Source organism: Streptomyces sp. NPDC047525 (assembly GCF_040643025.1).
In the GTDB taxonomy this organism is placed as follows: Bacteria; Actinomycetota; Actinomycetes; order Streptomycetales; family Streptomycetaceae; genus Streptomyces; species Streptomyces durmitorensis.
Window position 1 is genome coordinate 447,790 of sequence record NZ_JBEYTL010000006.1, and the last position, 23,057, is coordinate 470,846.

Genomic DNA, 23,057 nt, shown 5'->3' on the forward strand with positions numbered 1-23,057 from the left:
CGTGCAACGCCCAGCTCGATGACCTGAGTTGACCTCTTGACGGTTGCCCGTGCCGGCTCGCTACCATCCGAGAAAGGAAGACGTTTTCCTAGGCGATGACCTTGGAGAACGTACGAGTACGAGCAGGCGACCGAAGCAAGCACCGAAGCAAGTGGAGGAGAACGAAGGGGGAGATCATGCACGTCTGGACCCGCGCGAAACGGCTCGCCGCTGTCGCGCTCCTGTCCGTCGTCGCCGCGACCGCCTGTGGCGGTCCGGGCACCCATGTCCGCGCGGACGGGAAGCTCTCGTTCACCGTGGCGCTCATCGAACCGGACCTCACGACCGTGCCGCTCCTGGCGGCCGTCGACACCCTGCGCGACCAGGGCCACGAGGTCGATGTCGTGGAACTGGCAGAACCGGAACTGGCCGTCGAGGGGCTGGCCAAGGGCGACTACGCGATCTCCGCCGAGGCGACGGGCCCGGCGCTGAGCGCCATCGAACAGGACGCCCCCATCAAGATCATCGCCGATGTCGTCGGCAACCAGTGGGCGCTGTACGGCAGGTCCGCCGTCTCGTCCTGCGACGACCTGAACGGACGCCCGTTCGGGATCTTCAGCGAGGGCGCGGTGGCGACCGCCATCGCCAAGGACTGGGTGGCCGGCGAGTGCGGTGCGGGCAAGCGTCCCGACTACCTGACGATCGGTGGCTCGGACGTGCGCGCACAGGCCCTCGCCTCGGGGGAGATCGACGCGACGCCGCTGGAGATCTCCGACGCGGTCGCCCTGGAGTCGTCGGGCACCTCCGGGCTCACCAAGGTCGTCGACTTCGCCGAGACGCTGCCGGACCTGCATCCGCAGACCGTGTACGCGAACGCCGCGTTCCTGACCCGACACGGCGAGGTGGCCCAGGAGTTCGTCACCGCCCTGGTGCAGGAGCACGGCAGGATCAACGCCGATCCGCGGCACCTGGTGGCCCTGGTGCAGAAGTACCTGCCGGAGGAGGACCAGGAGGACGTGGCCACGACCGCACGGCGCTACCGCGACGCGAAGCTCTTCGACGCGGCGGCCCTGACGCGGCGCAACGTCCAGGGCACCATCGACTTCTTCGCCCGCGCCGGCGTGATCGAACGGGGGATGACCACGCGGGACGCGGCCGACCTCAGCTTCATCGAGGGGGCGTCATGACGGTTCATCGGGGCGGGGCCGTGACGGCCGGTGCGGCACGCCGGAGGATCCTGGACGCCAACTGGCCCTACCGGCTCCTCACGTTCGCGCTCTTCGCCGCGGCCTGGGAGCTCTACGCCCGCCAGCGGGGCGGCCTGCTCCTTCCGGGCTTCGCCGAGACGGTCCGGGCCACGTCCTGGCTTCTCGCCGACGCGGAGCTGTGGCGTGCCCTGTACGTCAGCAACCAGGCGCTCGTGCTCGGCTTCGGCCTCGCCCTCGTCGTCGGTGTCCCCGCGGGCATCGTCCTCGGCCGGTTCCGGCTGCTCGAGCGGTACACGGACGTCTACCTCAACATCCTCCTCGTCACGCCGATGGCCGCGATCATTCCCTTGCTCGTGATGTCGGTGGGTGTGGGTCTGGCCTCGCGGGTCCTTCTGGTCACGGTCTTCTCGGTCGTGATGGTGGTCGTGAACTGCCGGGCCGGCGTGCGGCAGGTGGACCCCTCGCTGATCGAGATGGCCCGCTCCTTCGGGGCCGGAGAGGGACGGATCTGGACCCGGATCCTGCTGCCGGGCGCCCTTCCCGCGATCATGACCGGCGCCCGGCTCGGCATCGGCCGCGCGGTCACCGGCATGGTCATCGTCGAACTGCTCATGGTCTCCGACGGGTTGGGCGGGCTGATCCTGAGATACCGCGGCCTGCTCCAGGCGCCGCAGCTCTACGGCACCGTCGTGATCATCCTGGCGGAGGCGCTGCTCCTGATCTCTCTCGCCCGGTGGGGCGAACGCAAGCTGACCCGATGGGCACGGACACAGACGGCCGGAGGCGCTCGATGATCTCGATCCGAGGACTGGGCAAGAGCTTCGTCGGACAGGACGGCACCACCGTCCAAGCGCTGGGGGGCGTTGACCTGGAGGTGGCCGCCAATGAGTTCCTGACCGTGCTCGGCCCCAGCGGCTGCGGCAAGACCACCCTGCTGAAGGCCGTCGCCGGTCTTACGCCCTGGGACGCCGGCGACATCCGCATCGACGGCGCGCCGGTGCGCGGCCCCGGCCCCGACCGCAGCGTGGTCTTCCAGAACTTCGCGCTGCTGCCCTGGGCGACCGTCCTCGACAACGTCGCCTTCGGTCTGCGGATGCGCGGTGTCGGCCGGGCCGAACGCGAGGAACGCGCCCACTCGTTGATCGGTACGGTGGGCCTCGCGGGGTTCGAGAGCAAGCTGCCCGGAGAGTTGTCCGGCGGCATGCAGCAACGCGTGGGCATCGCACGGGCCTTGGCGGTGGAGCCCCAAGTACTGCTCATGGACGAGCCGTTCGGAGCGGTGGACGAGCAGACCCGGCGCCTGCTGCAGGAGGAGCTCCTGTCGCTCTGGGAGGAACACCGGCTGACCGTCGTGTTCATCACCCACAGCATGGCGGAGGCCGTGCTCCTCGGAGACCGCGTCGTCCTGATGAGCGCCCGGCCAGGGCGGATCGCGGACATCGTGCCCGTGGATCTGCCCCGGCCGCGCTCCGGTGACGTCGGCTCCCTGGAACGGTCGGGCAGGTACACCGAGATCACGGCGTACCTCTGGGACCGGCTCCGCGACATGCACACGGAGCACCGCCCGTCGAAGGCGGTCCGGTGAAAGCGCCGGCCGCACCGATCAGCCTCGCTGTCGGCGCCGCGGCCTGGGAGCTGACCGGGCGCCTCGCGGATGCCTCGTTCTTCCCGCCGCTGAGCACGGTCCTTGCCCGGCTGCGTGAGCTTGCGGCGGACGGACTGATCTACGCAAGTCTGCGCGACAGTCTGGTCAACCTGGCCCTGGGGTTCGCCGTTTCGCTCGTCGCGGGGCTCGGCATCGGCATGGCCATGGGCCGCTCACGAAAGGTCGAGGCGGCGCTCGGCGTGTATGTGTACGCGCTGCTCACGGCCCCGTCGCTGGTCTTCGCGCCGGTCTTCTTCGCCCTCCTCGGCGCGGGCCGCGCCTCGATCGTCGCGGTGGTGGTCATGTACGCGATGTTCGTCATCATCGTGAACACGGCGTCGGCCGTGCAGTCCGCCCCCGCGCAGCTGGTGGAGATGGCGCGCTCCTACGGCGCGGGCGAAGGCCAGGTGCTGCTGCGCGTCGTGCTGCCGGCCGCCGCTCCCCTGATCCTGGCCGGGGTGCGGCTCGGTGTCGGCCGTGCCGTCACCGGGATGATCAACGGCGAGATGTTCATCGCCGTCGTCGGTCTGGGGCACGTCGTCACCGAGGCGGGCGGGCGTTTCGACAGCGCGGGCGTCCTCGCCGTGCTCCTGGTCGTGATCGCGGTCGCGCTCACGGCCACCGCACTGGTCCAGGCCGTCGACCGCAGGGTCACCCGCTGGGTTCCGAAGACGTCGAGGGGATATTGATGACCGCCCGCAAGCTGGACGCGTACAGCCACATCCTGCCCGCACCGTACTTCGCGCGCATGCGCGAGCTCGCTGTCGACAGGGGTGCCCTCAAGCGGTGGTTCGACCTGTCCGCGCTGCACGATCTCGACGCGCGGCTGCGGATGATGGACGAGTTCGGCGACGGCTACCAGCAGGTGCTCACCCTGTCGTCGCCGCCGGTCGAACTGCTCGCGGGACCGTCACGGTCCCCGGCCCTCGCGCGGCTCGCCAACACGTCGATGCAGGAGCTGTGCGCGCGTCACCCCGACAGGTTCCCGGCATTCGTGGCCGCCCTGCCGATGAACGACCCCGATGCCGCGCTCGTCGAACTCGCCTTCGCCATCGACGACTTGGGGGCGCGCGGCGTGCAGGTCTTCACCAACGTCAACGGCAGGCCGCTGGACGACCCGGCCTTCCGGGCCGTGTTCGCCGAGATGGCGGCGCGAGACCTGCCGGTCTGGATGCATCCGACCCGCAGCGCCGCCTTCGCGGACTACGCCACCGAGGACACCTCCGCGTACGAGATCTGGTGGGCTCTCGGCTGGCCCTACGAGACCAGCGTGGCCATGGCCCGGCTCGTCTTCTCCGGCCTCATCGAGCGGCACCCGGACATCAAGATCATCACGCACCATCTGGGAGCGATGATCCCCTACCTGGAAGGCAGGATCGGCCTGGGATGGAGCGACCAGCTCGGCAGCCGCACGGCCGGGGAGGAATACGAACGGCTCTGCCGCGAGCGGTTGCCCAAGCGGCCGCTGGACTACTTCCGCCGGTTCTATGCCGACACGGCGTTGTCGGGCTCCGCCATCGGCACCCGGTGTGGCCTGGACTTCTTCGGCACCGAGCACGTCCTGTTCGGCACCGACTGCCCCTTCGACCCCGAGGGAGGCCCCCTCTACGTCCGCGAGACGATCCGCGTCATCGAGGCACTGGACCTCACGGAAACGGCACGCGACCAGATCTACCACCGCAACATCCTGCGCCTGATGCGGCTCCCTGACGAAGGGGTGTGACGGCACATCAAGAGCCGCCGCGGCCACTGAACCCATTGACCCGCGGCGGCGCCCGCCTTACGGTCTGTCCGGGAATTCGTTCAACGTCCGGTATATCGAACCAAGTTGAGGGGATCATGACCCGTTCCGCCCGCTTCACGCTCGATCCCGCCTTCGCCGTCGGCGACGTCGACCCCCGGCTCTTCGGCTCCTTCGTCGAGCACCTCGGTCGCTGCGTCTACACCGGCATCCACGAACCGGGCCACCCCTCGGCCGACGAGGCGGGGCTGCGCACCGACGTGCTCGACCTCATCCGCGAACTCGGCGTGACGGCCGTGCGCTACCCCGGCGGGAACTTCGTCTCGGGGTACAAGTGGGAGGACTCCGTCGGGCCCGTCGACGAGCGGCCGCGCCGTCTCGACCTGGCCTGGCACTCCACGGAGACCAACCGCTTCGGGCTCTCCGAGTACATCGCGTTCCTGCGCAAGATCGGCCCGCAGGCCGAGCCGATGATGGCCCTGAACCTCGGCACGCGCGGCGTCGAAGAGGCCCTGGAACTCCAGGAGTACGCCAACCACCCCGCCGGCACCGCGCTTTCGGACCTGCGTGCCGCGCACGGCGACAAGAACCCCTTCGGCATCCGCATGTGGTGCCTGGGCAACGAGATGGACGGTCCGTGGCAGACCGGCCACAAGACCGCCGAGGAATACGGGCGCCTGGCCGCCGAGACCGCCCGCGCGATGCGCCAGATCGACCCGGACGTCGAGCTGGTCGCCTGCGGCAGCTCCGGCCAGTCCATGGCGACCTTCGCCGAATGGGAGGCCACGGTCCTGGCCGAGACATACGACCTCGTCGACCAGATCTCCCTGCACGCCTACTACGAGGAGACCGACGGCGACCGGGACTCGTTCCTGGCCTCCGCCGTCGACATGGAGTCCTTCATCGAGAACGTCGTCGCCACCTGCGACCACGTGGGCGCCCGCCTCAAGTCCAAGAAGAAGATCAACCTGTCCTTCGACGAGTGGAACGTCTGGTACCAGTCCCGGCCGCACCCCGAGATCGAGGAGAGCCTGCGCGACTGGCCCGAGGCGCCGCGGCTCCTGGAGGACAACTACACCGTCACCGACGCGGTCGTCGTCGGCTCACTCCTGATCGCCCTGCTGCGGCACGCCGACCGGGTGGCCGTCGCGTGCCTGGCCCAGCTGGTCAACGTCATCGCGCCGATCCTGACCGAGCCGGGCGGCCCCGCCTGGCGGCAGACCACCTTCTTCCCCTTCGCGCAGGCCTCCCGGCACGGCCGCGGCCAGGTCCTCGACGTACGCGTGGAATCGCCCGCGCACGAGACGCGGAAGTTCGGAGAGGTGCCCCTGCTGCACGCGACGGCCGTCCGCGCCGACGACGGATCCGTCACCGTCTTCGCCGTCAACCGCAGCCAGAGCGAACCCATGCCGCTCGAAGTCGCGCTCCACGGCCTTGAGTTGACGACCGTCGTCGAGCACAGCGCCCTCGCCGACGCGGACCCGGACGCCCGCAACACCCTCGCGGAGCCCGAGCGCGTCACCCCGCACGGCGTCACCGGGACAGCACTCCAGGACGGCATGTTGAGCGCCGTCCTGGAGCCGCTGTCATGGAACGTGATCCGGCTGGGCTGAGCCCCTGTTCCCAGTGACTCAGAGCTTGCCCGCGCCCGCCCCTTCCGTCACCGTGCCGACGACGGACGAGGCGGGCTCGGCCGTGTAGGCGTACGGCGGCTTGGTGAAGTCGCCCTCCTGGGAGATCTCGGTGGCGGCGCCCCCGAGGTCGTTTCCGCGCGCGACCGCGTAGCCGTCCTCGTCACTGCTGCGGCTGGTCGTGATGGCGACCTTCGTGTCACGGAAGACGTTGTTCTCGACCAGCATCCGCGCGCCCATCCGGGAGTGTGCCCCGGTGTCGGCACCCTGGACGTAGTTGTCGTAGAAGTGCCCGGTGCCGAAGCGCAGGCTCGGGATGCGCGAGTACACGTTGCTGAAGTGGTTGTGGTGGTAGGTCACCTTCAGGTGGCCGGTGTCCTCGTCGCCGTTGTTGTCGCTGTGCCCGACGAGGGAGCCCTTGAAGTGGTCCTTGAAGGTGTTCCAGGAGACGGTGACGTCGTCGGACGCGTGCGTGATGTCGAGCAGCCCGTCGTAGTGGTCCTTGTCGTGCTCGCGGTCCGCGGAGAAGGAGTTGTGGTCGATCCACACCTTCGTGGACTCCTGGACCGTGATGCCGTCGGCGGGCGCGAGCGGCTTGCTGATGTTGAGGTTCTGCACGACGACGTTGGTGGCCTCCTTGATGCGAAGGCCGCCGCCGGTGAACCCGGAGGCCGAACCGACGCCGAGCACCGTGGTGTTGGAGCCGATGTCGACCTGACCGGACAGCGAGATCAGACCGTCCACCTTCACCACCTTGGCGCTGTCACCGTCGACCGCGGCCTTGAAGGCCGTGAGCGACTTCACCGTGGTGGCGGTGGCGCTGCCACCACCCGTGGTGCCCGCACCGAAGCCGACCGGCACGCCCGCCGCCGCCGGCGCCGCCCTGGGTGTCGCGATGGCGTCCTCGTCGGACCCGGAGGTCTCGGCGGCGTTCCCGCTCCAGGCGACCGCCCCGACGATCGCGGCGCCGGCCACCGCGGCCACGCCGATCCGTGCGGCCCTCGCGCTCGTCCTGCGCGCTCCGTGCATGAGTTGTCCTCCGGTCATTCGGTGGGTGGGTCGATCCCGCCCCCTTGTCTGTCTCCACCGGTGCGGCGGACGTTGCCGCCCGCCCGCCTCTGTTTCAGGGCCGCGAGCAGGGTCAGTGGGCAACGGGCCATCCGGAGCTCCAGTTCAGGAGGTTGACGCCGAGCTTCGGGGTGCCGTTGTCCTGGCCGTCGTAGTAGTGGTAGACGAGCAGGTCGCCGTCGGAGTCCTTCATGACCGACTGGCCGCCGGGGCCGATGTAGCGGCCGTGGCTCTCCTGGACCGCCGAGCCTCCGTTGTTCATCATGCCGACGCCGTTCTTGTCGACGTACGGCCCGGTGACGCTGGAGGAACGGCCCACCTTGATCTTGTACGTGGAGCTGGTGCCCGCACAGCAGGTGTCGTACGAGGCGAAGAGGTAGTAGTAGCCGTTCCGCTTGACGATGTAGGGCGCTTCGACGGCTTTGGTGCCGGTGGGCCGTGAGGCGAGCGAACGCCGGGCGGTGTCGCCCGCGTACTGCTTGCCCGTCGAGGGGTCGACCCTGATCATCTTGATCCCGGTCCACCAGGAGCCGAAGGACAGCCACCACTTGCCGTCGTCGTCGACGAAGAGGTTCGGGTCGATGGCGTTGTAGTCGCTGGACGTGGTCGAGGTGTACACCGCGCCGTAGTCGGTCCAGGAGCCGGGTTCACCGGTCGTGGAGGCCGCGAGGCCGATGGCCGACTTGTTCGAGCCGAACGACGAGACGGAGTAGTACATCAGGTACTTGCCGCCGTGGTACGAGATGTCGGGGGCCCAGACGTCCCCGGTGGAGTTGTAGTTGTTCCACCAGCTCGGCCGCGTGGGGAAGGCGGAGCCGCTGCGGCCGAAGGCGATCCGGTCGGTGGAGGTGCGCAGTTGCAGGCCGTCGCCGGTCGAGTAGAGCAGGTACTTGCCCGACGACGTGCGGGCCAGGGTCGGGTCGTGCACGACGGTGTCGCCGGTGACCTGGCCGGGGTTGGGGTAGGCGGTGGCGCTGCTCGGGATGAGGGCGAGCAGGGCGGCGGCGGGCAGGGCGACGAGGGCTCTGCGCCGGAAGGCGGTGGGGGTGCGGCTGGGGGTGCGGCTGGGCGTGCGGCTCACTCCGGTCTCCAAGCGGTGAGGCGCAACTCCGCCTGACCTCACGGGAGTTACGCGGGGGCGGTACGACAAGTGGTTGTCGCCGCCCGCCCCCGCGAGGTTGCCGCCCGAGCGCCTGTTACAGCGCCGGATACGCGTTCTTCAGGAGCTCCTGGAACTGGGCCGAGAACCACTTCCCCGAGATCGGCGCGTCCGGGAGCGCGCCGGAGGGGTTGAAGCCGTTGCGGGGATTGCCCTCGTACGTCGGGTCACACATGCGGTCGAAGCCCTTGCCCTCGTCGTTCGGGATCTCCTTGCTCGACCCGTCGGACTCACCCGGCGGCTTGATCCACACATAGGCGTCGATGCCCGTCTCCGGGGCCGTCGTCGGCCGTTCACCGAGGCCCGCGCCCGACTGGTTGCACCAGTTGCCTATGTGGATGCGCCGGTCGTTGCGACCGCCCTCCACGTAGGTGTTGACGTCCGTGGTGGGGCCGGGGCCCGCAGGCCGGTCCGCGCCGCCCCAGCCGTTGCGGGAGGTGTCGATCAGCATGCCGATGTCGGATCTGAAGCCGGTGGAGACGAGCTGGCTGCGGAACGACTGGGCGAAGGAGAGCTCGTCGACGGAGCGGTTCCAGTCGACCCATGTGGACTCGCGGACCGACCGGCCGTTGACGGTGTCGCCGATCTTGAAGTTGCTCTCCTTCAGGGCGCTGTAGTTGGCCGTGTTGGTGATGAAGCCGTGAACGTTGTCGACGCTGCCGCCGTCGGCGGTCGCCGCCTGGTGCATGACCTGGGCGGACGCGGCGAAGTTGTCGTCCCAGCCGATCCAGCCGTGGTGGCCCGCGTCCACGTAGTTGTAGACGTTCGGGACGGCGCCGAGCTTGCGCAGGGCGTAGCCGACGCCCTTCACGTAGTTGCCGTTGGCCTTCATCACGTCACACTGGGGCGTCGCGGTGGGGCGCCCGCCGGTGTTGGTGACCAGGTTGGGCAGCGAGTCGATCTCGACGGTCGTGACGATGCGCAGGTTCGCGTACTTGGTGTCGGCGAGGATCGCGGCGATCGGGTCGATGTAGTCGGTCTGGTACTTGCCGATCTCGGTGGGGCCGAGCTCGCCGTTCGACGCGAGCGCGGCACAGTCCCGGCCCGGCAGGTTGTAGATGACCAACTGGATCACGCCCGCGCCCTGTTGGAGCGCCTCGTCGAGGTGGTCGCGCAGGCCCATCGAGTCCCCCGCGCCCTCGATCGCGGCGATCCGGTCGAGCCAGACGCCGGTGGGCTGGTTCGCGATGGCGTCGCCGCCCGGCTCGGCGGCGGCCTTCGCCGACCACTCCGGGTTCACGTAAGGCTTGGCGCCCGCGTACGGGTTGTCGACGCGCGCCGCCGCTGCCGCGGAGGCGGACGTGCTGCCCGCGCTGTCGCCCACGGCGAGCGCGGTGCCTCCGGTCGTGGCGAGGACGGTGGCGAGTGCGGCCAGGAAGAGGGTGCGGGATCTGCGGTGCCTGGTGTGCGTGCGGCTCATGGTGGGGGTGATTCCCTTCGGACGGATCGGATGGGTGGGACGGATCGGGGGGATCGGATGGGTCGGACGGATGGGTCAGCTGTCGAGCGCGGCCAGATGGTCGCGGAGCCCGGCGCCGAACGCCGTGGGCGTGCCGTCGTAGGAGCTGATCAGGGCAGGCCCCGACGAGCAGTCCCAGGTGTTCCAGGTCCAGCCGAGATACGAGGCCTGGTGCGCGTCGAGCCACTTCATGACGGAGTCGATGAAGCCGTGGGAGCAGGTGTTCTCACCGATCTCGCCCGCCACGAGCGGGACTTCGGCGGCGACCGGCGCGAGCTGGGCATCCCAGCAACTGGTGGTGGAGCAGGTGTTGAAGTTGTAGACGTGCCAGGCCGCGGCGAGATTGCCCGCCGGGTCCGTGGGCGCGTGCTCCAGCCAGCCGCTGAGATCGTTCGAGTACGCGATGCCGGCCGCGAGCACGAGATTCTTCGCGCCCGTGTCGCGCACCGCGTCGAGCAGGTCCTGCATGCCGGCGACCTCGTAGCCGATGCCGGGGCAGGTGCCGCCGTCCCGCCAGCAGTCCCAGGCCTGCTCGGTGGTGGGCGTCGCGCGGTCCGGATAGGGCTCGTTGAACAGGTCGAGGACGACCGCCGGATCGTCCTTGAAGGTGTCGGCGACCGAGGTCCAGAACGCCGGGGTGTACCGCGCGTTCGGCATCGGCTTCTGGCAGCTGGCGTGCACGTCCGGGCAGCCGGCCGAGTTGCCGGTGTACTGGCCGTGGGACCAGTGCAGTTCGACGATCGGGGTCATGCCGTGGTCCTGGACGCGCCGGACCAGCTCCTCGATGGCGGATGTGTAGTTGGCGCCCGCGTAGCGCGGGTCGATGTTGTCGGTTCCCAGCCAGCACTCCTCGTTGAGCGGGATGCGTACGGTGTTGGCCTTCCAGTCCGCGATGGCCTTCACGGAGGCGTCGTCGACGGGGCCGTCGAAGATGCCGTAGCCCTGGACACATGCGAACTCGCCGCCGGAGCGGTTGACTCCGAGCAGCCGGTGCGCGGCGCCGTCGGCGTCGACGAGCCGGTTGCCCTCGGCGTGCAGCACGGGGGGTGCTGCCGCCGCGGCCTGCGCAGCGCCCGCCGTCGGCAGGGCGGAGGGCATCGCGAGTCCGGCGGCGATGAGGACGGCGCCCGCAAGCACGGCAACGGTGCGGAGCAGACGCGGGGGACGGAGCAGATGCGGGGGGCGGGGCATGAGCGACTCCTCGGATCGAACCGGAATCGCTCCCACTGGTGCCGTGGAAGCTAGCAGGAAGTCGCCGCCGAGAACAGAAAGGTTGGCGGGTTTCTCAGATTTCCCGGATCGCCGCTGTCGAATTCATTCGACAACTCCCTTTCGTGTGCGAGCTCTTGACATCGGGCCCGTCCGGCTGAATTTTGGGAGCGCTCCCACTGGTTCCCCCGCTCCCCAAGCGGAGCGCGCCCCCCCCATCGATCCTTCAGGAGACACCCCCGCATGTCCGCATTCCCCCGTTCCCCCCGCCCCGGCCCCTCCAGACCGGAAATCAGCCGCCGAAACCTGCTCGCCCTGGGCGCCGGAGCCGCGCTGGCCCCCGTCATCGTGGCACTCAACCCCGCAGGTCACAGCGCCTACGCAGCGGCCGCGGCCACCGAGTACGAGCAGCGCTTCCTCGACCTCTACGCGAAGATCACCGATTCCGCGAACGGCTATTTCTCGCCGGACGGTATTCCGTACCACTCCGTCGAAACCCTCATTGTCGAAGCCCCCGACCACGGGCACGAGACGACATCCGAGGCATACAGCTATCTGCTCTGGCTGCAAGCCATGTACGGCAAGGTCAGCGGTGACTGGACGCGATTCAACGCGGCCTGGGAAACCATGGAGAAATTCATGATCCCGACCCATGCCGACCAGCCGACGAACAGTTTCTACAATGCGGCGAAACCGGCCACCTACGCCCCCGAGCACGACCAGCCCGCGCAGTACCCGGCCCGGCTCGACCCCGCGATCCAGGCCGGCGCCGACCCGATCGCCGCCGAGCTGAAGAGCGCGTACGGCACCGACGACATCTACGGCATGCACTGGCTGCAGGACGTCGACAACGTCTACGGCTACGGCGGCGACGCCGCGGGTCCCGTCTACATCAACACCTTCCAGCGCGGCCCCCAGGAGTCGGTCTGGGAGACCGTCCCGCACCCCACCCGCGACGAGTTCGAGCACGGCGGCAAGAACGGCTACCTCGACCTCTTCACCGGCGACGCCTCCTACGCCAAGCAGTGGAAGTACACCAACGCCCCCGACGCCGACGCCCGCGCCGTGCAGGCCGCCTACTGGGCCCACGTCTGGGCCTCGGCCCAGGGCAAGGAGTCCGAGGTCGCGGCCACGGTCGCCAAGGCGGCCAAGATGGGCGACTATCTGCGCTACGCCCTCTTCGACAAGTACTTCAAGACCATCGGCGACTGCACCGATCCGTCCGGCTGCGCGCCGGGCAGCGGCAAGAACAGCTCGCACTACCTGCTGTCCTGGTACTACGCCTGGGGCGGCGCCACCGACACCTCGGCGGGCTGGGCCTGGCGCATCGGATCGAGCCACAGCCACGGCGGATACCAGAACCCCCTGGCCGCCTTCGCCCTCAGCGCCTACGCCCCGCTCGCCCCCAAGTCGGCATCGGGCAAGGCCGACTGGACCAAGAGCCTGACCCGGCAGATCGAGTTCTACCGCTGGCTCCAGTCCGCCGAGGGCGCCATCGCGGGCGGCGCCACCAACAGCTGGCAGGGCAGCTACGCCGAGCCCCCGGCCGGCACCCCCACCTTCTACGGCATGGCCTACGACGAGAAGCCCGTCTACCACGACCCGCCGTCCAACCAGTGGTTCGGCTTCCAGGCCTGGTCGATGGAGCGGGTCGCCGAGTACCTCCACGAGACCGACGACCCCGCGGCCAAGACGGTCATGGACAAGTGGGTGGCGTGGGCGCTGTCCGAGACGAAGATCGCCGCCGACGGCACGTACACCTTCCCCTCGACCCTGAAGTGGTCCGGGCAGCCCGACACCTGGACCCCGGCAAATCCCGGGGCCAACACGGGACTTCATGTCTCCGTCGTCGACCGCACCGACGACGTGGGCGTGGCCGCCGCCTACGCCAAGACCCTCACGTACTACGCCGCCGCCACCGGCCACACCGCGGCCGCCACCACGGCCAAGGCGCTCCTGGACGGCATGTGGCAGCACCACCAGGACCCGCTGGGCATCGCCGTGCCCGAGACCCGCGCCGACTACAACCGCTTCGACGGCGCGGTGTACGTCCCGAACGGCTGGACCGGCGCCATGCCCAATGGCGACACCATCGACTCCGGGTCCGACTTCGCCTCCATCCGCTCCTTCTACCGCGACGACCCCGACTGGCCGAAGGTCGAGGCCTACCTCGCCGGGGGAGCGGCGCCGCAGTTCACCTACCACCGCTTCTGGGCGCAGGCCGACATCGCGCTGGCCATGGGCGCGTACGCGGAGCTCCTCGAACCGGGGCCGGGGTCGCAGTGACCGGCCGTACGAAGCGCGGCGGCAAGCTGCTCGGCGCCCTCTGTCTGATCCCGGGGATGCTGCTCGTGGCCGCCCCGTCCTCGGGGGCCGACGACGCCGAGGAGACGGCGGCGGCCGCGTACACCTGGAAGAACGTCCGCGTGGACGGCGGCGGCTTCGTCCCCGGCATCGTCTTCAACCGGGCCGAGAAGAACCTCGCGTACGCCCGTACCGACATCGGCGGCGCCTACCGCTGGCAGGAGTCGTCCCGGACCTGGACCCCGCTGCTCGACTCGGTGGGCTGGGACGACTGGGGCCACACCGGCGTCGTGAGCATCGCGTCCGACACCGTCGAACCGGACAAGGTGTACGCGGCGGTGGGCACGTACACGAACGACTGGGACCCCGGCAAGGGCGCCGTCATGCGCTCCGCCGACCGGGGCGAGACCTGGAAGAAGGCCGACCTGCCGTTCAAGCTCGGCGGGAACATGCCGGGCCGCGGCATGGGCGAGCGCCTCGCCGTCGACCCGCACGACAACCGCGTGCTGTACCTCGGGGCGCCCAGCGGCCACGGCCTGTGGCGCTCCACCGACTCCGGCGCGACCTGGTCGGAGGTGACCGCGTTCCCCAACCCCGGCAACTACCGGCAGGATCCGGGGGACTCCACCGGCTACGCCTCCGACAACCAGGGCATCGCCTGGGTCACCTTCGACGAGTCGACGGGCACGTCGGGATCGCCCACCAGGACCGTCTACGTGGGCGTCGCCGACAAGGAGAACGCCGTCTACCGCTCGACCGACGCGGGCGCCACCTGGACCCGCCTCGCGGACCAGCCCACCGGACACCTCGCCCACAAGGGCGTGCTCGACGCGGAGAACGGCTACCTCTACCTCGCCTACAGCGACAAGGGCGGCCCCTACGACGGCGGCAAGGGCCAGGTGTGGCGGTACGCGACGCGCACCGGCGAGTGGAAGAACATCAGCCCCGCCACCGACGCCGACACCTACTACGGCTACAGCGGACTGACCGTCGACCGGCAGCGTCCGGGCACCGTCATGGTCACCGGCTACAGCTCGTGGTTCCCCGACACCCAGATCTTCCGCTCCACCGACAGCGGCGGAAGCTGGACCGGCGCCTGGAGCTACGCCGCCTATCCCGAGCGCACCAACCGCTACACCATGGACGTCTCGTCCGTGCCGTGGCTGTCATGGGGCGCGCACCCCGCGCCACCCGAACAGAGCCCCAAACTGGGCTGGATGACCGAGGCCCTGGAGATCGACCCCTTCGACTCCGACCGCATGATGTATGGCACCGGGGCCACCGTCTACGGCACCAGGAACCTCCAACAGTGGGACAGCGGGGGCAAGTTCACCATCACCCCGATGGTGGAGGGCCTGGAGGAGACCGCCGTCAACGACCTCGCGGCGCCGGCCTCCGGGGCGCCGCTGCTCAGCGCGCTCGGCGACATCGGGGGCTTCCGGCACACGGATGTCACCAAAGTGCCGCCCCTGATGTACACCGAGCCGAACTTCACCACCACGACCAGCATCGACCACGCCGAGTCCGACCCGGACACGGTCGTGCGCGTCGGTCAGCTCGACAGCGGTCCGCGCATCGCCTTCTCCGGCGACAACGGCGCCAACTGGTCGGCGGGCAAGGAGCCTTCGGGAGTCTCCGGCGGCGGCACGGTCGCCGCGTCCGCCGACGGCAGCCGTTTCGTGTGGAGCCCGGACGGCACGGGCGTGCACACCAGCGGTGACCGGGGCGCGTCGTGGACGGCGTCCTCCGGCATCCCGCAGGGCGCGGTCGTCGAGTCCGACCGGGCCGACCCGAAGACGTTCTACGGCTTCAAGTCCGGGACGTTCTACGTCAGTACGGACGGCGGGGCGAGCTTCACGGCCAAGGCGTCCACCGGTCTGCCGGCCGAGGGAGCGGTGCGCTTCAAGGCGATGCCGGGAGAGGCGGGAGACATCTGGCTCGCGGGCGGAAAGGCCGGCGGGACGTACGGCCTGTGGCACTCGACGGACTCCGGCGCGACCTTCACCCGCGTCCAGGGCGTCGAGGAGGCCGACACGATCGGCTTCGGCAAGGCCGCGCCGGGCTCGGAGCACCAGACGCTCTACACCAGCGCGAAGATCGACGGGGTGCGCGGCATCTTCCGCTCCACCGACGCCGGCGAGAGCTGGCTGCGCGTCAACGACGACGCCCACCAGTGGGGCTGGACCGGCGCCGCCATCACCGGTGATCCACGGATCTACGGGCGGGTGTACGTGTCCACGAACGGCCGTGGCATTGTTTACGGGGACGACAACTCCCCGGGCTGACAGGGGCAGTCGAAGCGCTTCGACACGCCTATGGACAGCGCATGGGTGTCCCTCTAGGGTCGAGATGGCCCCAAGTCGAAGCGCTTCGCCACCGCCTCACGACCTGTCGATCTGTCTGGGAGAACCGCATGGTCACCCTTGCCGAGGTAGCCCACCACGCCGGAGTCTCGGCCAGCACGGTGAGCTACGTACTCAGCGGCAAGCGGTCCATCTCCGCCTCCACCAAGGACCGCGTCGAACAGTCCATCCGGGAGCTCGGCTACCACCCGAACGCCGGCGCCCGTGCCCTGGCCAGCAGCAGGTCCAACATCATCGCGCTGATGGTGCCGCTGCGCACCGACATGTACGTGCCGGTGATGATGGAGATAGCCATCGCCGTCGCCACCACCGCACGCACCCATGGGTACGACGTGCTGCTCCTGACCGGCGAAGAGGGCCCCGAGGCGGTCCGCCGCATCGAGGGCAGCGCGCTCGCCGACGCGATGATCCTGATGGACGTGGAGCTGAACGACGAGCGGCTTCCGCTGATCCGCGAGACGGACCGGCCCGCCGTCCTCATCGGCCTGCCCGCCGACCCCGCGGGCCTGACCTGCGTCGACCTCGACTTCGTGGCGACCGGCGCACAGTGCGTGGACCACCTCTCCGAGCTCGGCCACCGCGAGATCGCCGTGATCGGCGAGGCGCCCGCGGTGTACGAACGGCACACCGGGTTCGCCGAGCGCACCCTGGACGGGCTGCGCGCGCGGGCCCGTGAGCTCGGCGTGCGGGTGCTGCACCGGCCCTGCGAGGGGACGTACGACGCACTCGCCGCGACCCTGGCCAGGATCTTCGACGAACGCCCCGGCACCACGGGGTTCGTCGTGCAGAACGAGTCGGCCGTGGAGCCCCTCCTGAGCCTGCTGCGCCGGCAGGGCCGTGCCATTCCGGAGGACGTCTCCGTCATCGCCATCTGCCCCGACCAGGTCGCCACCCAGGCCTCGGTGCGCCTCACCTCCGTCGCCATCCCCGCACAGGAGATGGGACGGCAGGCGGTGGAGCGGGTCGTCGCGAAGCTGCGGGGGCAGGGATCCGACGAAGTGGCGCTGCTCGTACCGGAGTTGACGGTGCGGGCGAGCTCGGGGCCCGGTCCCGCGAAGTAGGGTCCGCTCGCCGGGGCGGCTCAGGGAGTGGACACCACCGGACGCGGCGCCTTCGCCATGCCGGAGCCGATGAAGAAGCTCGGATGCGGCGGCTGATTGTAGGCCGTGTTCTGCCAGGCGAGCGCCGTGCGGTACTGGATGTCGTGGAGCAGCGTGGTGATCTTCGTGCTCGTCTCGTGCGGGGTGGAGTAGATCCGCAGCGCCTTGTTGTCGGAGGTGCGCCACACGACCTCCTCGCGCCAGTCGCCGAGGATGTCGCCGGAGAGCGCGGGGGTCGCCTTCGTGCCGTTGTTGGACGCTACGGACGCCCCGGTCAGGAGGCGGGTCTCGCCGCCCGTGCCGTACTTGTCGATCCGGGTGCCGTCGAGGAGTTCGCGGGTGGTGTCGCCGTCCCACCAGTTCACGAAGTTGACGCTGGACGGCTCGCGGCCGACCGAGGCACCGGACGGCGAGCGCAGGGTGCTGTCCGCCGCTGACCACGACTCGGCGCCCGCCGAACCGGCGTAGATGTCGGCGGACACGCCCCGGCCGTTGTCGGAGCCGGACGCCGTGGTCCACAGGCGCTGTCCCGTGCGGGCATCGGCCATCCAGGAGCCCGGCTTGGAGCTGTCCTCGGACACCTTGAAGTACTCCAGGCCCGTGCGTGCCGGATCGAGGTCGCCGACGTGCCCGGCGTCGCCGTGCCCGAGCTTGGTCGTCCACAGGCCGCTGCCGTTGTCGTCGACGGTCATCGCGCCGTAGACGATCTCGTCCTTGCCGTCGTCGTCGACGTCCGCGACCGAGAGGCTGTGGTTGCCCTGACCGTCGTAGCCCTTGCCGGTGTTCGTCGAGGAGTTGGTGTCGAAGGTCCAGCGCCGGGTGAAGGCTCCGTTCCGCCAGTCCCAGGCGGCGATGACGGAGCGCGTGTAGTAGCCGCGCGCCATGATCAGGGACGGTCTGCTGCCGTCGAGGTAGGCGGTCCCGGCGAGGAAGCGGTCCACGCGGTTGCCGTAACTGTCGCCCCAACTCGCGACGTTGCCGCGCGCCGGGACGTAGTCGACCGTGTCGAGGGCGGCGCCCGAGCGCCCGTCGAACATGGTCAGGTACTCGGGCCCGGCCAGGACGTAGCCGCTGGAGTTGCGGTGGTCGGCGGACGAGCTGCCGATCACCGTGCCCGCGCCGTCCTTCGTGCCGTCCGCTGTCTTCAGGGCGACCTCGGCCCTGCCGTCGCCGTCGTAGTCGTACACCTGGAACTGCGTGTAGTGCGCGCCCGAGCGGATGTTCCTGCCCAGGTCGATCCGCCACAGGCGGGTGCCGTCCAGCTTGATGCCGTCGATGACCGTGTCGCCGGTGTAGCCGGACTGGGAGTTGTCCTTGGCGTTGGTGGGCTGCCACTTCAGTACGAAGTCCAGGGCGCCGTCGCCGTCGAGATCGCCGACGGAGGCGTCGTTGGCCTCGTAGGTGTACGCCACGCCGTCCGGGGTCGTGCCCCCGGCGGGCGGCGTGATCGGCACGTCCTTGTACCCGGCGCGGAACTGCACCGCGTGCACGGAGTCGCCCTGCTCGGTGCCGTCGACCACCGCGCGCACCGTGTAGTCGGCGCTGTTCGGGGCGCCCGCGTGGAAGTAGTTCGTCGAGCCGGTGACCGGCGACGAGTTGACCTTCGTACCGCCCCGGTAGACGTTGAAGGCGACGTCGTCGTCATCGGTGCCGAGCCAGCGCCAGCTGACCAGGTTCCCGGCGTCGGTGTGCACGCTGACAACACCCCGGTCCAGCGCCTCGGCCTGCCGGGTGGTGGCAGCCGCGGAGGAGGTGGACGACAGGGCGATGAGCCCACCGGCGGCGAGGAAGCCCGCAACGACGGCGGTGATCAGAACCCGCCCGCGGGCCCGCCGCCCTCTTCGTCCGCTGCGGCGGCGGCTTTCGGTGTAAGGACGCTCGGCCATGGGGTGCTCCTGCGGGGAGAGGGACAGTGCCTCGACCCAGTCGCCGCGGGCAGCACGAAAGGTTGCCGCTTGTGCGCACTCTTCGCGGGGAGCCTTGGGCGCGCGCGGGCGGAGGCACGCTGCTGTCCCCGCTCTCCCTACTCCCAGCCCCCGGTGACTCCTCCGTTGAGCTGTGCGGAGCAGATGTTGTAGCCGCCCTCCGCGTGGCCCTTCTTCGTCTCGCCGTTCACGGTCGCCGAGCAGTTGATGTCGCCGCCGCCCGTCAGCTGCGCCGACACTTGGTAGTACAGCGCCTCCGTGTCCAGCTTCAGCGTCTTCGTCATCGGCAGGCCTGAGCCCTGGCGGCTGTCGCTGTCGCTGCTGTAGTTGATGTCGGCGCCCGAGGGGGCGGACCCCCAGACCTTGAACACGACCTTCCCGGCGGGTGCTTCGTCCTCGGCCGGCTTTGCCGGGGCCTTGGGCTTCGGGGTCTTGGTGACGGTCTTGGTCGGCTGGGGCTTCGCCTTCGCCTTGGCGTCTTTGGCGGCTGCTGCTGTCTTCGTCACGGTGACGGTCGGCTGCGGCTTCGCGTCGGCACTCGTCTTCTTCTGGTCGCTGCCGGCGGAGCCGATGCCGACACCTACGAGCAGAACGACGACCGCGACCGGGATCGCGACCCGCTTCCGTGCCCATTTCGGCCGACCGGGCGGGGTGGAGTGCCCGGGTGGCATCGCTCCAGGGAAGGGCGGTTGGTTCGGCGGTGGCTGGTTGTTCGACATGAGCCCCCCAAGCGTTTCGAGGGGCCCGACCGTATCGGGAAGAGCAGGGCTTTGGCGGGACTTGTGCGATCAAAGTGACGGAACCGTGACGAAAGGATGAACGTGGAGTGGTCCCGTTCAATTCAGCACTCGGGGCGGAGAAGTGACTTTCCGTCAGATTGAGTGCGGTGACGACCACACCCGCAGTGTGCGGACCACAGGCCGGGCCGAAGTGAACCGTGTCGGATGGCCCCAAACCGCCTGGCTCAGATCTGATTGGGATTCCGGACGTTGTTCGATCTCTCGCACAGACGTTGCTATGCTCGCGCACCGCACTCGGCGGCACGGGGGCCACCAGCGCGTGTGCAGAGCCGCGCAAGCACAGAAATGAGGTCACCCGTGGGGACAGCCGTCGATGACGCAGCCGCCGCGGAGTTCCATGACTTCTTCGAGCGGCACTACGCCGAACTCGCCCGCCTCGCGCACATGCTGACCGGCGAGAAGGACGCCGCGGACGACCTCGCGGCGGACGCCCTGGTCGCGCTCTGGCACCGCTGGGACCGGGTGCGCGCCGCCGACCACCCGGCCGCGTACGCCCGAGGCGTCGTCGCCAACATGGCGCGCAGCCGCATCCGCAGCGCCGTCCGCGAGCGCCGCCGCGTGGCCCTGTTCTGGGGGCAGCGCGCGGAGGGCGTCGACGACCCCGACGTACCGGCGGTCGTCGACGTCCAGGAGGCGTTGCGTACGCTGCCGTTCCGTAAGAGAGCCTGTGTGGTCCTGCGGCACGCCTTCGACCTGTCGGAGAAGGACACCGCGCTCACCCTCGGGATATCGGTCGGTACGGTGAAGAGCCAGACGTCCAAGGGGATGGCGGAGCTGCAACGGCTCCTGGGTGACCTGGCCGCGTCGCAACTCGTGGGAGGGAGGCAGTGATGGACGACGTACGCAAGCGGCTGCGCGATGCCGCGGCAGAGCACCGCCCCGACCGGGAACGGATGCTCGCCCGGGTCGAGCGCGGCATGGAGCGTGACGCCGCCGACCTCGGCGCCCCGCACCGCGGCAGGCTGCCACGGCCCGCCCCCTGGCTGCGGATCGCGGGCGCGACGGCCGCCGTGGCCGGAGTCTTCGCGCTCGGCGGTTACGCCGTCGCCTCCGTCGTCCAGGGCGAGGAGCCGCCGCCGAGCACCGTGGGCACACCGCCCGCCCCTGACGCCACCTCCGCGCCGAGCCCCTCGGCATCCGTACCGGACGACGCGCACGCCAAGTCGAGCCCGCCGGCCGAGCCCACGGACCCGTCGGGCAAGGAGACGAAGGGCGCGCCGGACAAGGGCGAGGACGCGGACCGGGACGCGAACCGGCCGCCGGAGAAGGCCGATCCGCCGCCCTCCACACAGCGCGTGGCCCCGGACGCCAAGAGCGTCGAGGACGGCTACCTCTGGAGCGACGGATCCATCGACCCGCAGAGCAACGACTTCTGGGCGCAGAGCACCCTCACCTTCAAGACCGGGAAACCGCTCACCGCGCTCACCGTCGAACTGCGCGTCGCACAGACCGGCGGCGTCGCCGACGCGGGCAACTGGCGCTCCCTGCCCGCCGACGACTTCACCGTCTCCGTACGGGAGCAGGGCGGTGAGCTGGTCTACCGCTGGACGCTGAAGGCGGGCCGGACCGTCCCCACGGGGGAGCATGTCTTCGCGGGCCAGTACAACCACGCCGAGGGCGGCAGGGACGCGGGCGAGGACACGTACGCGGCGGAGGCGACCGCCTCGGGCCGGAAGGCCGCGGTGCGCGGCGACTTCGCCCGCACGTCCTGAGACCACCGAAGCATCCAGGGGAGAAATTCCCGCAGGGCGGCAACCTTCCGTACCCGGGCGGAGACCAGCAGACGCAAGGTCATCCCCCCAGCGAAAGAGCGGTCCCCATGACCACGCAACGAGCCGAACTGCGCACCAGCCGCAAGCGCCGCCTCACCCGCCGCCGCGTCGTGGGCGCGGCGGGCGGCGCGCTCCTGCTGACCGGCGCCACCCTGGGCGCCAACGTGCTGCTCTCCCCGGCGGGAGCGGCGACCGCCGCGGCCGACTGGCCCACCCCCACCGGCGACAAGGCCGTCTCCAAGACCATCGAGGTGTCCGGCACCTACGACGGCGGACTCCAGCGCTTCTACGGCAGCGGAGACCTCGGCGGCGACGGCCAGGAAGAGGGCCAGGACCCGATCTTCAAGCTGAAGGACGGCGCGGTCCTGAAGAACGTCGTGATCGGTAAGCCGGCCGCCGACGGCGTGCACTGTTCGGGCAGCTGCACCATCCAGAACGTGTGGTGGGAGGACGTCGGCGAGGACGCGGCCAGCTTCAAGGGCACGTCGACCAGCTCCACGTACACCGTGACCGGCGGCGGCGCGAAGAAGGCCGACGACAAGGTCCTCCAGTTCAACGGCGCGGGCAAGCTGAACATCACCGGCTTCCAGGTCTCGGACTTCGGCAAGCTGGTGCGCTCCTGCGGCAACTGCTCCAAGCAGTACAAGCGCACGATCACCGTCAACGACGTGGACGTGACCGCACCCGGCAAGTCCCTGGTCGGCATCAACACCAACTACGGCGACACGGCGACCCTGAGCAAGATCCGCATCCACGGCGACGACGACAAGAAGATCAAGCCCTGCATCCGCTACACGGGCAACGACTCGGGCGACGAGCCCGACGAGACGGGCAGCGGCCCCGACGGGACGTACTGCAAGTACAGCGCGTCGGACATCAGTTACCAGTAGCCGCGGCATCCCGAGCCACCAGTGACCTGCCGGTCGCTGGTGGCTCTCTGCTGTCATGCCGTCGGCGTGACCTCCGCGAGCAGTCCGTCCACGAAGGCGCGGAGTCCCTGGGGGTAGATGTCCCGTGCGGCCAGCGCGGCCCATCGGACGCCGATGGCGGCCAGGTGGGGCACCTGGGACGGGTCGAGGTCGTCGCGGTAGGCGAAGGGCCGGCCGGCGGCGTGCCGACGGGCGGAGTGGGCGCGGACGAGCACCTCGCCGACGGTGTAGTACCAGAGGCTGCGGAAGACGTCGACGCTCTGCTCGGGTGTGCATCCGTGGTCGCCGGCTCCGGCCACGATGGCTTCGACCATCCACATCGCCGATTCGTCGAGGAGGCCCACGAAACCGTCGGCCGACAGGACTTCCGCGGCCCATGGCCACGCCGCGAGCGCGTTGTGCAGCGCGGTGGTGGCCACGACGATGCGCTCCCGTGGGTCGCCGGGCAACGGGGGGCGCTCGATCTGGGCGACGTGGTGATTGAGCAGCAGGAGCAGGAGATCGTCCTTGCTCTGGATGTGGTGGTACAGGGTCGTCGCCCCGATGCCGAGCTCGGCGGCGAGACGGCGGATGGTCAGCTTCTCCCAGCCGTCCGTGTCGATCAGCTCGCGGGCCGCCACCAGGATCTGCGCGCGGGAGGTCAGGGGTGGCCGGCCTGTGCGGCCGTGCGGAGCGGGGGATCGGGCCATCGCCCCATCATGCCGCCCCGCCCTCCTCCGCCTCGATACGGGTGCGGATTCAGCCTTCGTGTTCACAGCCGCCTGT

Annotated in this window: 18 protein-coding genes and 1 pseudogene; 12 read left to right on the forward strand and 7 right to left on the reverse strand. The window is 69.9% G+C overall.

Annotated features, from left to right (window positions below):
- The first annotated feature begins 176 nt into the window (after positions 1-176).
- The 6 genes from ABZ833_RS20210 (at position 177) to ABZ833_RS20235 (ending at position 6,186) form a co-directional block, all read left to right on the forward strand.
- Entirely contained in the window at positions 177-1,166 is a 990-nt protein-coding gene (locus ABZ833_RS20210; RefSeq protein WP_361048481.1) for an ABC transporter substrate-binding protein, read from the forward strand.
- Positions 1,163-1,981 (forward strand): ABC transporter permease, encoded by an 819-nt coding sequence (locus ABZ833_RS20215; RefSeq protein ID WP_361048483.1) that lies wholly within the window; start codon positions 1,163-1,165, stop codon positions 1,979-1,981. The genes ABZ833_RS20210 and ABZ833_RS20215 overlap by 4 nt, the downstream gene beginning before the upstream one ends.
- Entirely contained in the window at positions 1,945-2,772 is an 828-nt protein-coding gene (locus tag ABZ833_RS20220; protein ID WP_361048485.1) for an ABC transporter ATP-binding protein, read from the forward strand. Before ABZ833_RS20215 ends, ABZ833_RS20220 begins: the two co-directional genes overlap by 37 nt.
- Positions 2,769-3,521: an ABC transporter permease gene (locus ABZ833_RS20225; RefSeq protein WP_361048487.1), complete on the forward strand. Its 753-nt coding sequence runs from the start codon at positions 2,769-2,771 to the stop codon at positions 3,519-3,521. The genes ABZ833_RS20220 and ABZ833_RS20225 overlap by 4 nt, the downstream gene beginning before the upstream one ends.
- Positions 3,521-4,555: an amidohydrolase family protein gene (locus tag ABZ833_RS20230; RefSeq protein WP_361048489.1), complete on the forward strand. Its 1,035-nt coding sequence runs from the start codon at positions 3,521-3,523 to the stop codon at positions 4,553-4,555. The genes ABZ833_RS20225 and ABZ833_RS20230 overlap by 1 nt, the downstream gene beginning before the upstream one ends.
- Positions 4,556-4,671: 116 nt before the next feature.
- Entirely contained in the window at positions 4,672-6,186 is a 1,515-nt protein-coding gene (locus ABZ833_RS20235) for an alpha-N-arabinofuranosidase (RefSeq protein WP_361048491.1), read from the forward strand.
- Between the two features lie 18 nt (positions 6,187-6,204).
- On the opposite strand, the gene ABZ833_RS20240 is transcribed toward ABZ833_RS20235, so the two are convergent.
- The 4 genes from ABZ833_RS20240 to ABZ833_RS20255 form a co-directional block, all read right to left on the reverse strand.
- Positions 6,205-7,233 (reverse strand): polysaccharide lyase family 1 protein, encoded by a 1,029-nt coding sequence (locus tag ABZ833_RS20240; protein ID WP_361048493.1) that lies wholly within the window; start codon positions 7,231-7,233, stop codon positions 6,205-6,207.
- A 112-nt stretch (positions 7,234-7,345) separates the two neighbouring features.
- Positions 7,346-8,353: an arabinan endo-1,5-alpha-L-arabinosidase gene (locus ABZ833_RS20245; protein ID WP_361048495.1), complete on the reverse strand. Its 1,008-nt coding sequence runs from the start codon at positions 8,351-8,353 to the stop codon at positions 7,346-7,348.
- Between the two features lie 115 nt (positions 8,354-8,468).
- Positions 8,469-9,851 (reverse strand): glycoside hydrolase family 6 protein, encoded by a 1,383-nt coding sequence (locus ABZ833_RS20250; protein ID WP_361048497.1) that lies wholly within the window; start codon positions 9,849-9,851, stop codon positions 8,469-8,471.
- 75 nt (positions 9,852-9,926) lie between these two features.
- Positions 9,927-11,081 carry a cellulase family glycosylhydrolase gene (locus ABZ833_RS20255; RefSeq protein WP_361048499.1) on the reverse strand — a complete coding sequence of 385 codons (1,155 nt, stop codon included), beginning with the start codon at positions 11,079-11,081 and terminating at the stop codon, positions 9,927-9,929.
- Between the two features lie 405 nt (positions 11,082-11,486).
- Between ABZ833_RS20255 and ABZ833_RS20260 the strand changes: the two are divergent.
- From ABZ833_RS20260 to ABZ833_RS20270, 3 genes and pseudogenes are all read left to right on the forward strand, one after another.
- Positions 11,487-13,385: pseudogene (locus tag ABZ833_RS20260) on the forward strand (glycoside hydrolase family 48 protein); the annotation flags it as partial.
- Positions 13,386-13,441: 56 nt separating this feature from the next.
- A complete protein-coding gene (locus ABZ833_RS20265) occupies positions 13,442-15,688 on the forward strand; it encodes a xyloglucanase (protein WP_361048761.1) in 2,247 nt (748 codons plus the stop codon).
- Between the two features lie 128 nt (positions 15,689-15,816).
- Positions 15,817-16,827, forward strand: coding sequence for a LacI family DNA-binding transcriptional regulator (locus tag ABZ833_RS20270; RefSeq protein ID WP_361048501.1), 1,011 nt, complete (start codon positions 15,817-15,819; stop codon positions 16,825-16,827).
- Positions 16,828-16,847: 20 nt separating this feature from the next.
- Here the strand turns inward: ABZ833_RS20270 and ABZ833_RS20275 are convergent, their stop codons facing one another.
- Together ABZ833_RS20275 and ABZ833_RS20280 are read right to left on the reverse strand one after the other, a co-directional pair.
- Positions 16,848-18,752, reverse strand: a complete 1,905-nt coding sequence (locus ABZ833_RS20275; RefSeq protein WP_361048503.1) for a rhamnogalacturonan lyase — start codon at positions 18,750-18,752, stop codon at positions 16,848-16,850.
- A gap of 137 nt (positions 18,753-18,889) precedes the next feature.
- Complete coding sequence (locus ABZ833_RS20280; protein WP_361048505.1) at positions 18,890-19,462, reverse strand: hypothetical protein; 573 nt, start codon at positions 19,460-19,462, stop codon at positions 18,890-18,892.
- Between the two features lie 426 nt (positions 19,463-19,888).
- On the opposite strand from ABZ833_RS20280, the gene ABZ833_RS20285 reads away from it, so the two are divergent.
- The 3 genes from ABZ833_RS20285 to ABZ833_RS20295 all read left to right on the forward strand — a co-directional run bounded on the left by ABZ833_RS20285 (position 19,889) and on the right by ABZ833_RS20295 (position 22,253).
- Positions 19,889-20,422, forward strand: a complete 534-nt coding sequence (locus ABZ833_RS20285; protein WP_249591609.1) for a SigE family RNA polymerase sigma factor — start codon at positions 19,889-19,891, stop codon at positions 20,420-20,422.
- Positions 20,422-21,303, forward strand: coding sequence for a hypothetical protein (locus ABZ833_RS20290; protein ID WP_361048508.1), 882 nt, complete (start codon positions 20,422-20,424; stop codon positions 21,301-21,303). The genes ABZ833_RS20285 and ABZ833_RS20290 overlap by 1 nt, the downstream gene beginning before the upstream one ends.
- Before the next feature lie 107 nt (positions 21,304-21,410).
- Positions 21,411-22,253: a pectate lyase gene (locus ABZ833_RS20295; protein ID WP_361048510.1), complete on the forward strand. Its 843-nt coding sequence runs from the start codon at positions 21,411-21,413 to the stop codon at positions 22,251-22,253.
- A 53-nt stretch (positions 22,254-22,306) separates the two neighbouring features.
- On the opposite strand, the gene ABZ833_RS20300 is transcribed toward ABZ833_RS20295, so the two are convergent.
- A complete protein-coding gene (locus tag ABZ833_RS20300; protein ID WP_361048512.1) occupies positions 22,307-22,981 on the reverse strand; it encodes a helix-turn-helix domain-containing protein in 675 nt (224 codons plus the stop codon).
- Positions 22,982-23,057: the final 76 nt, after the last annotated feature.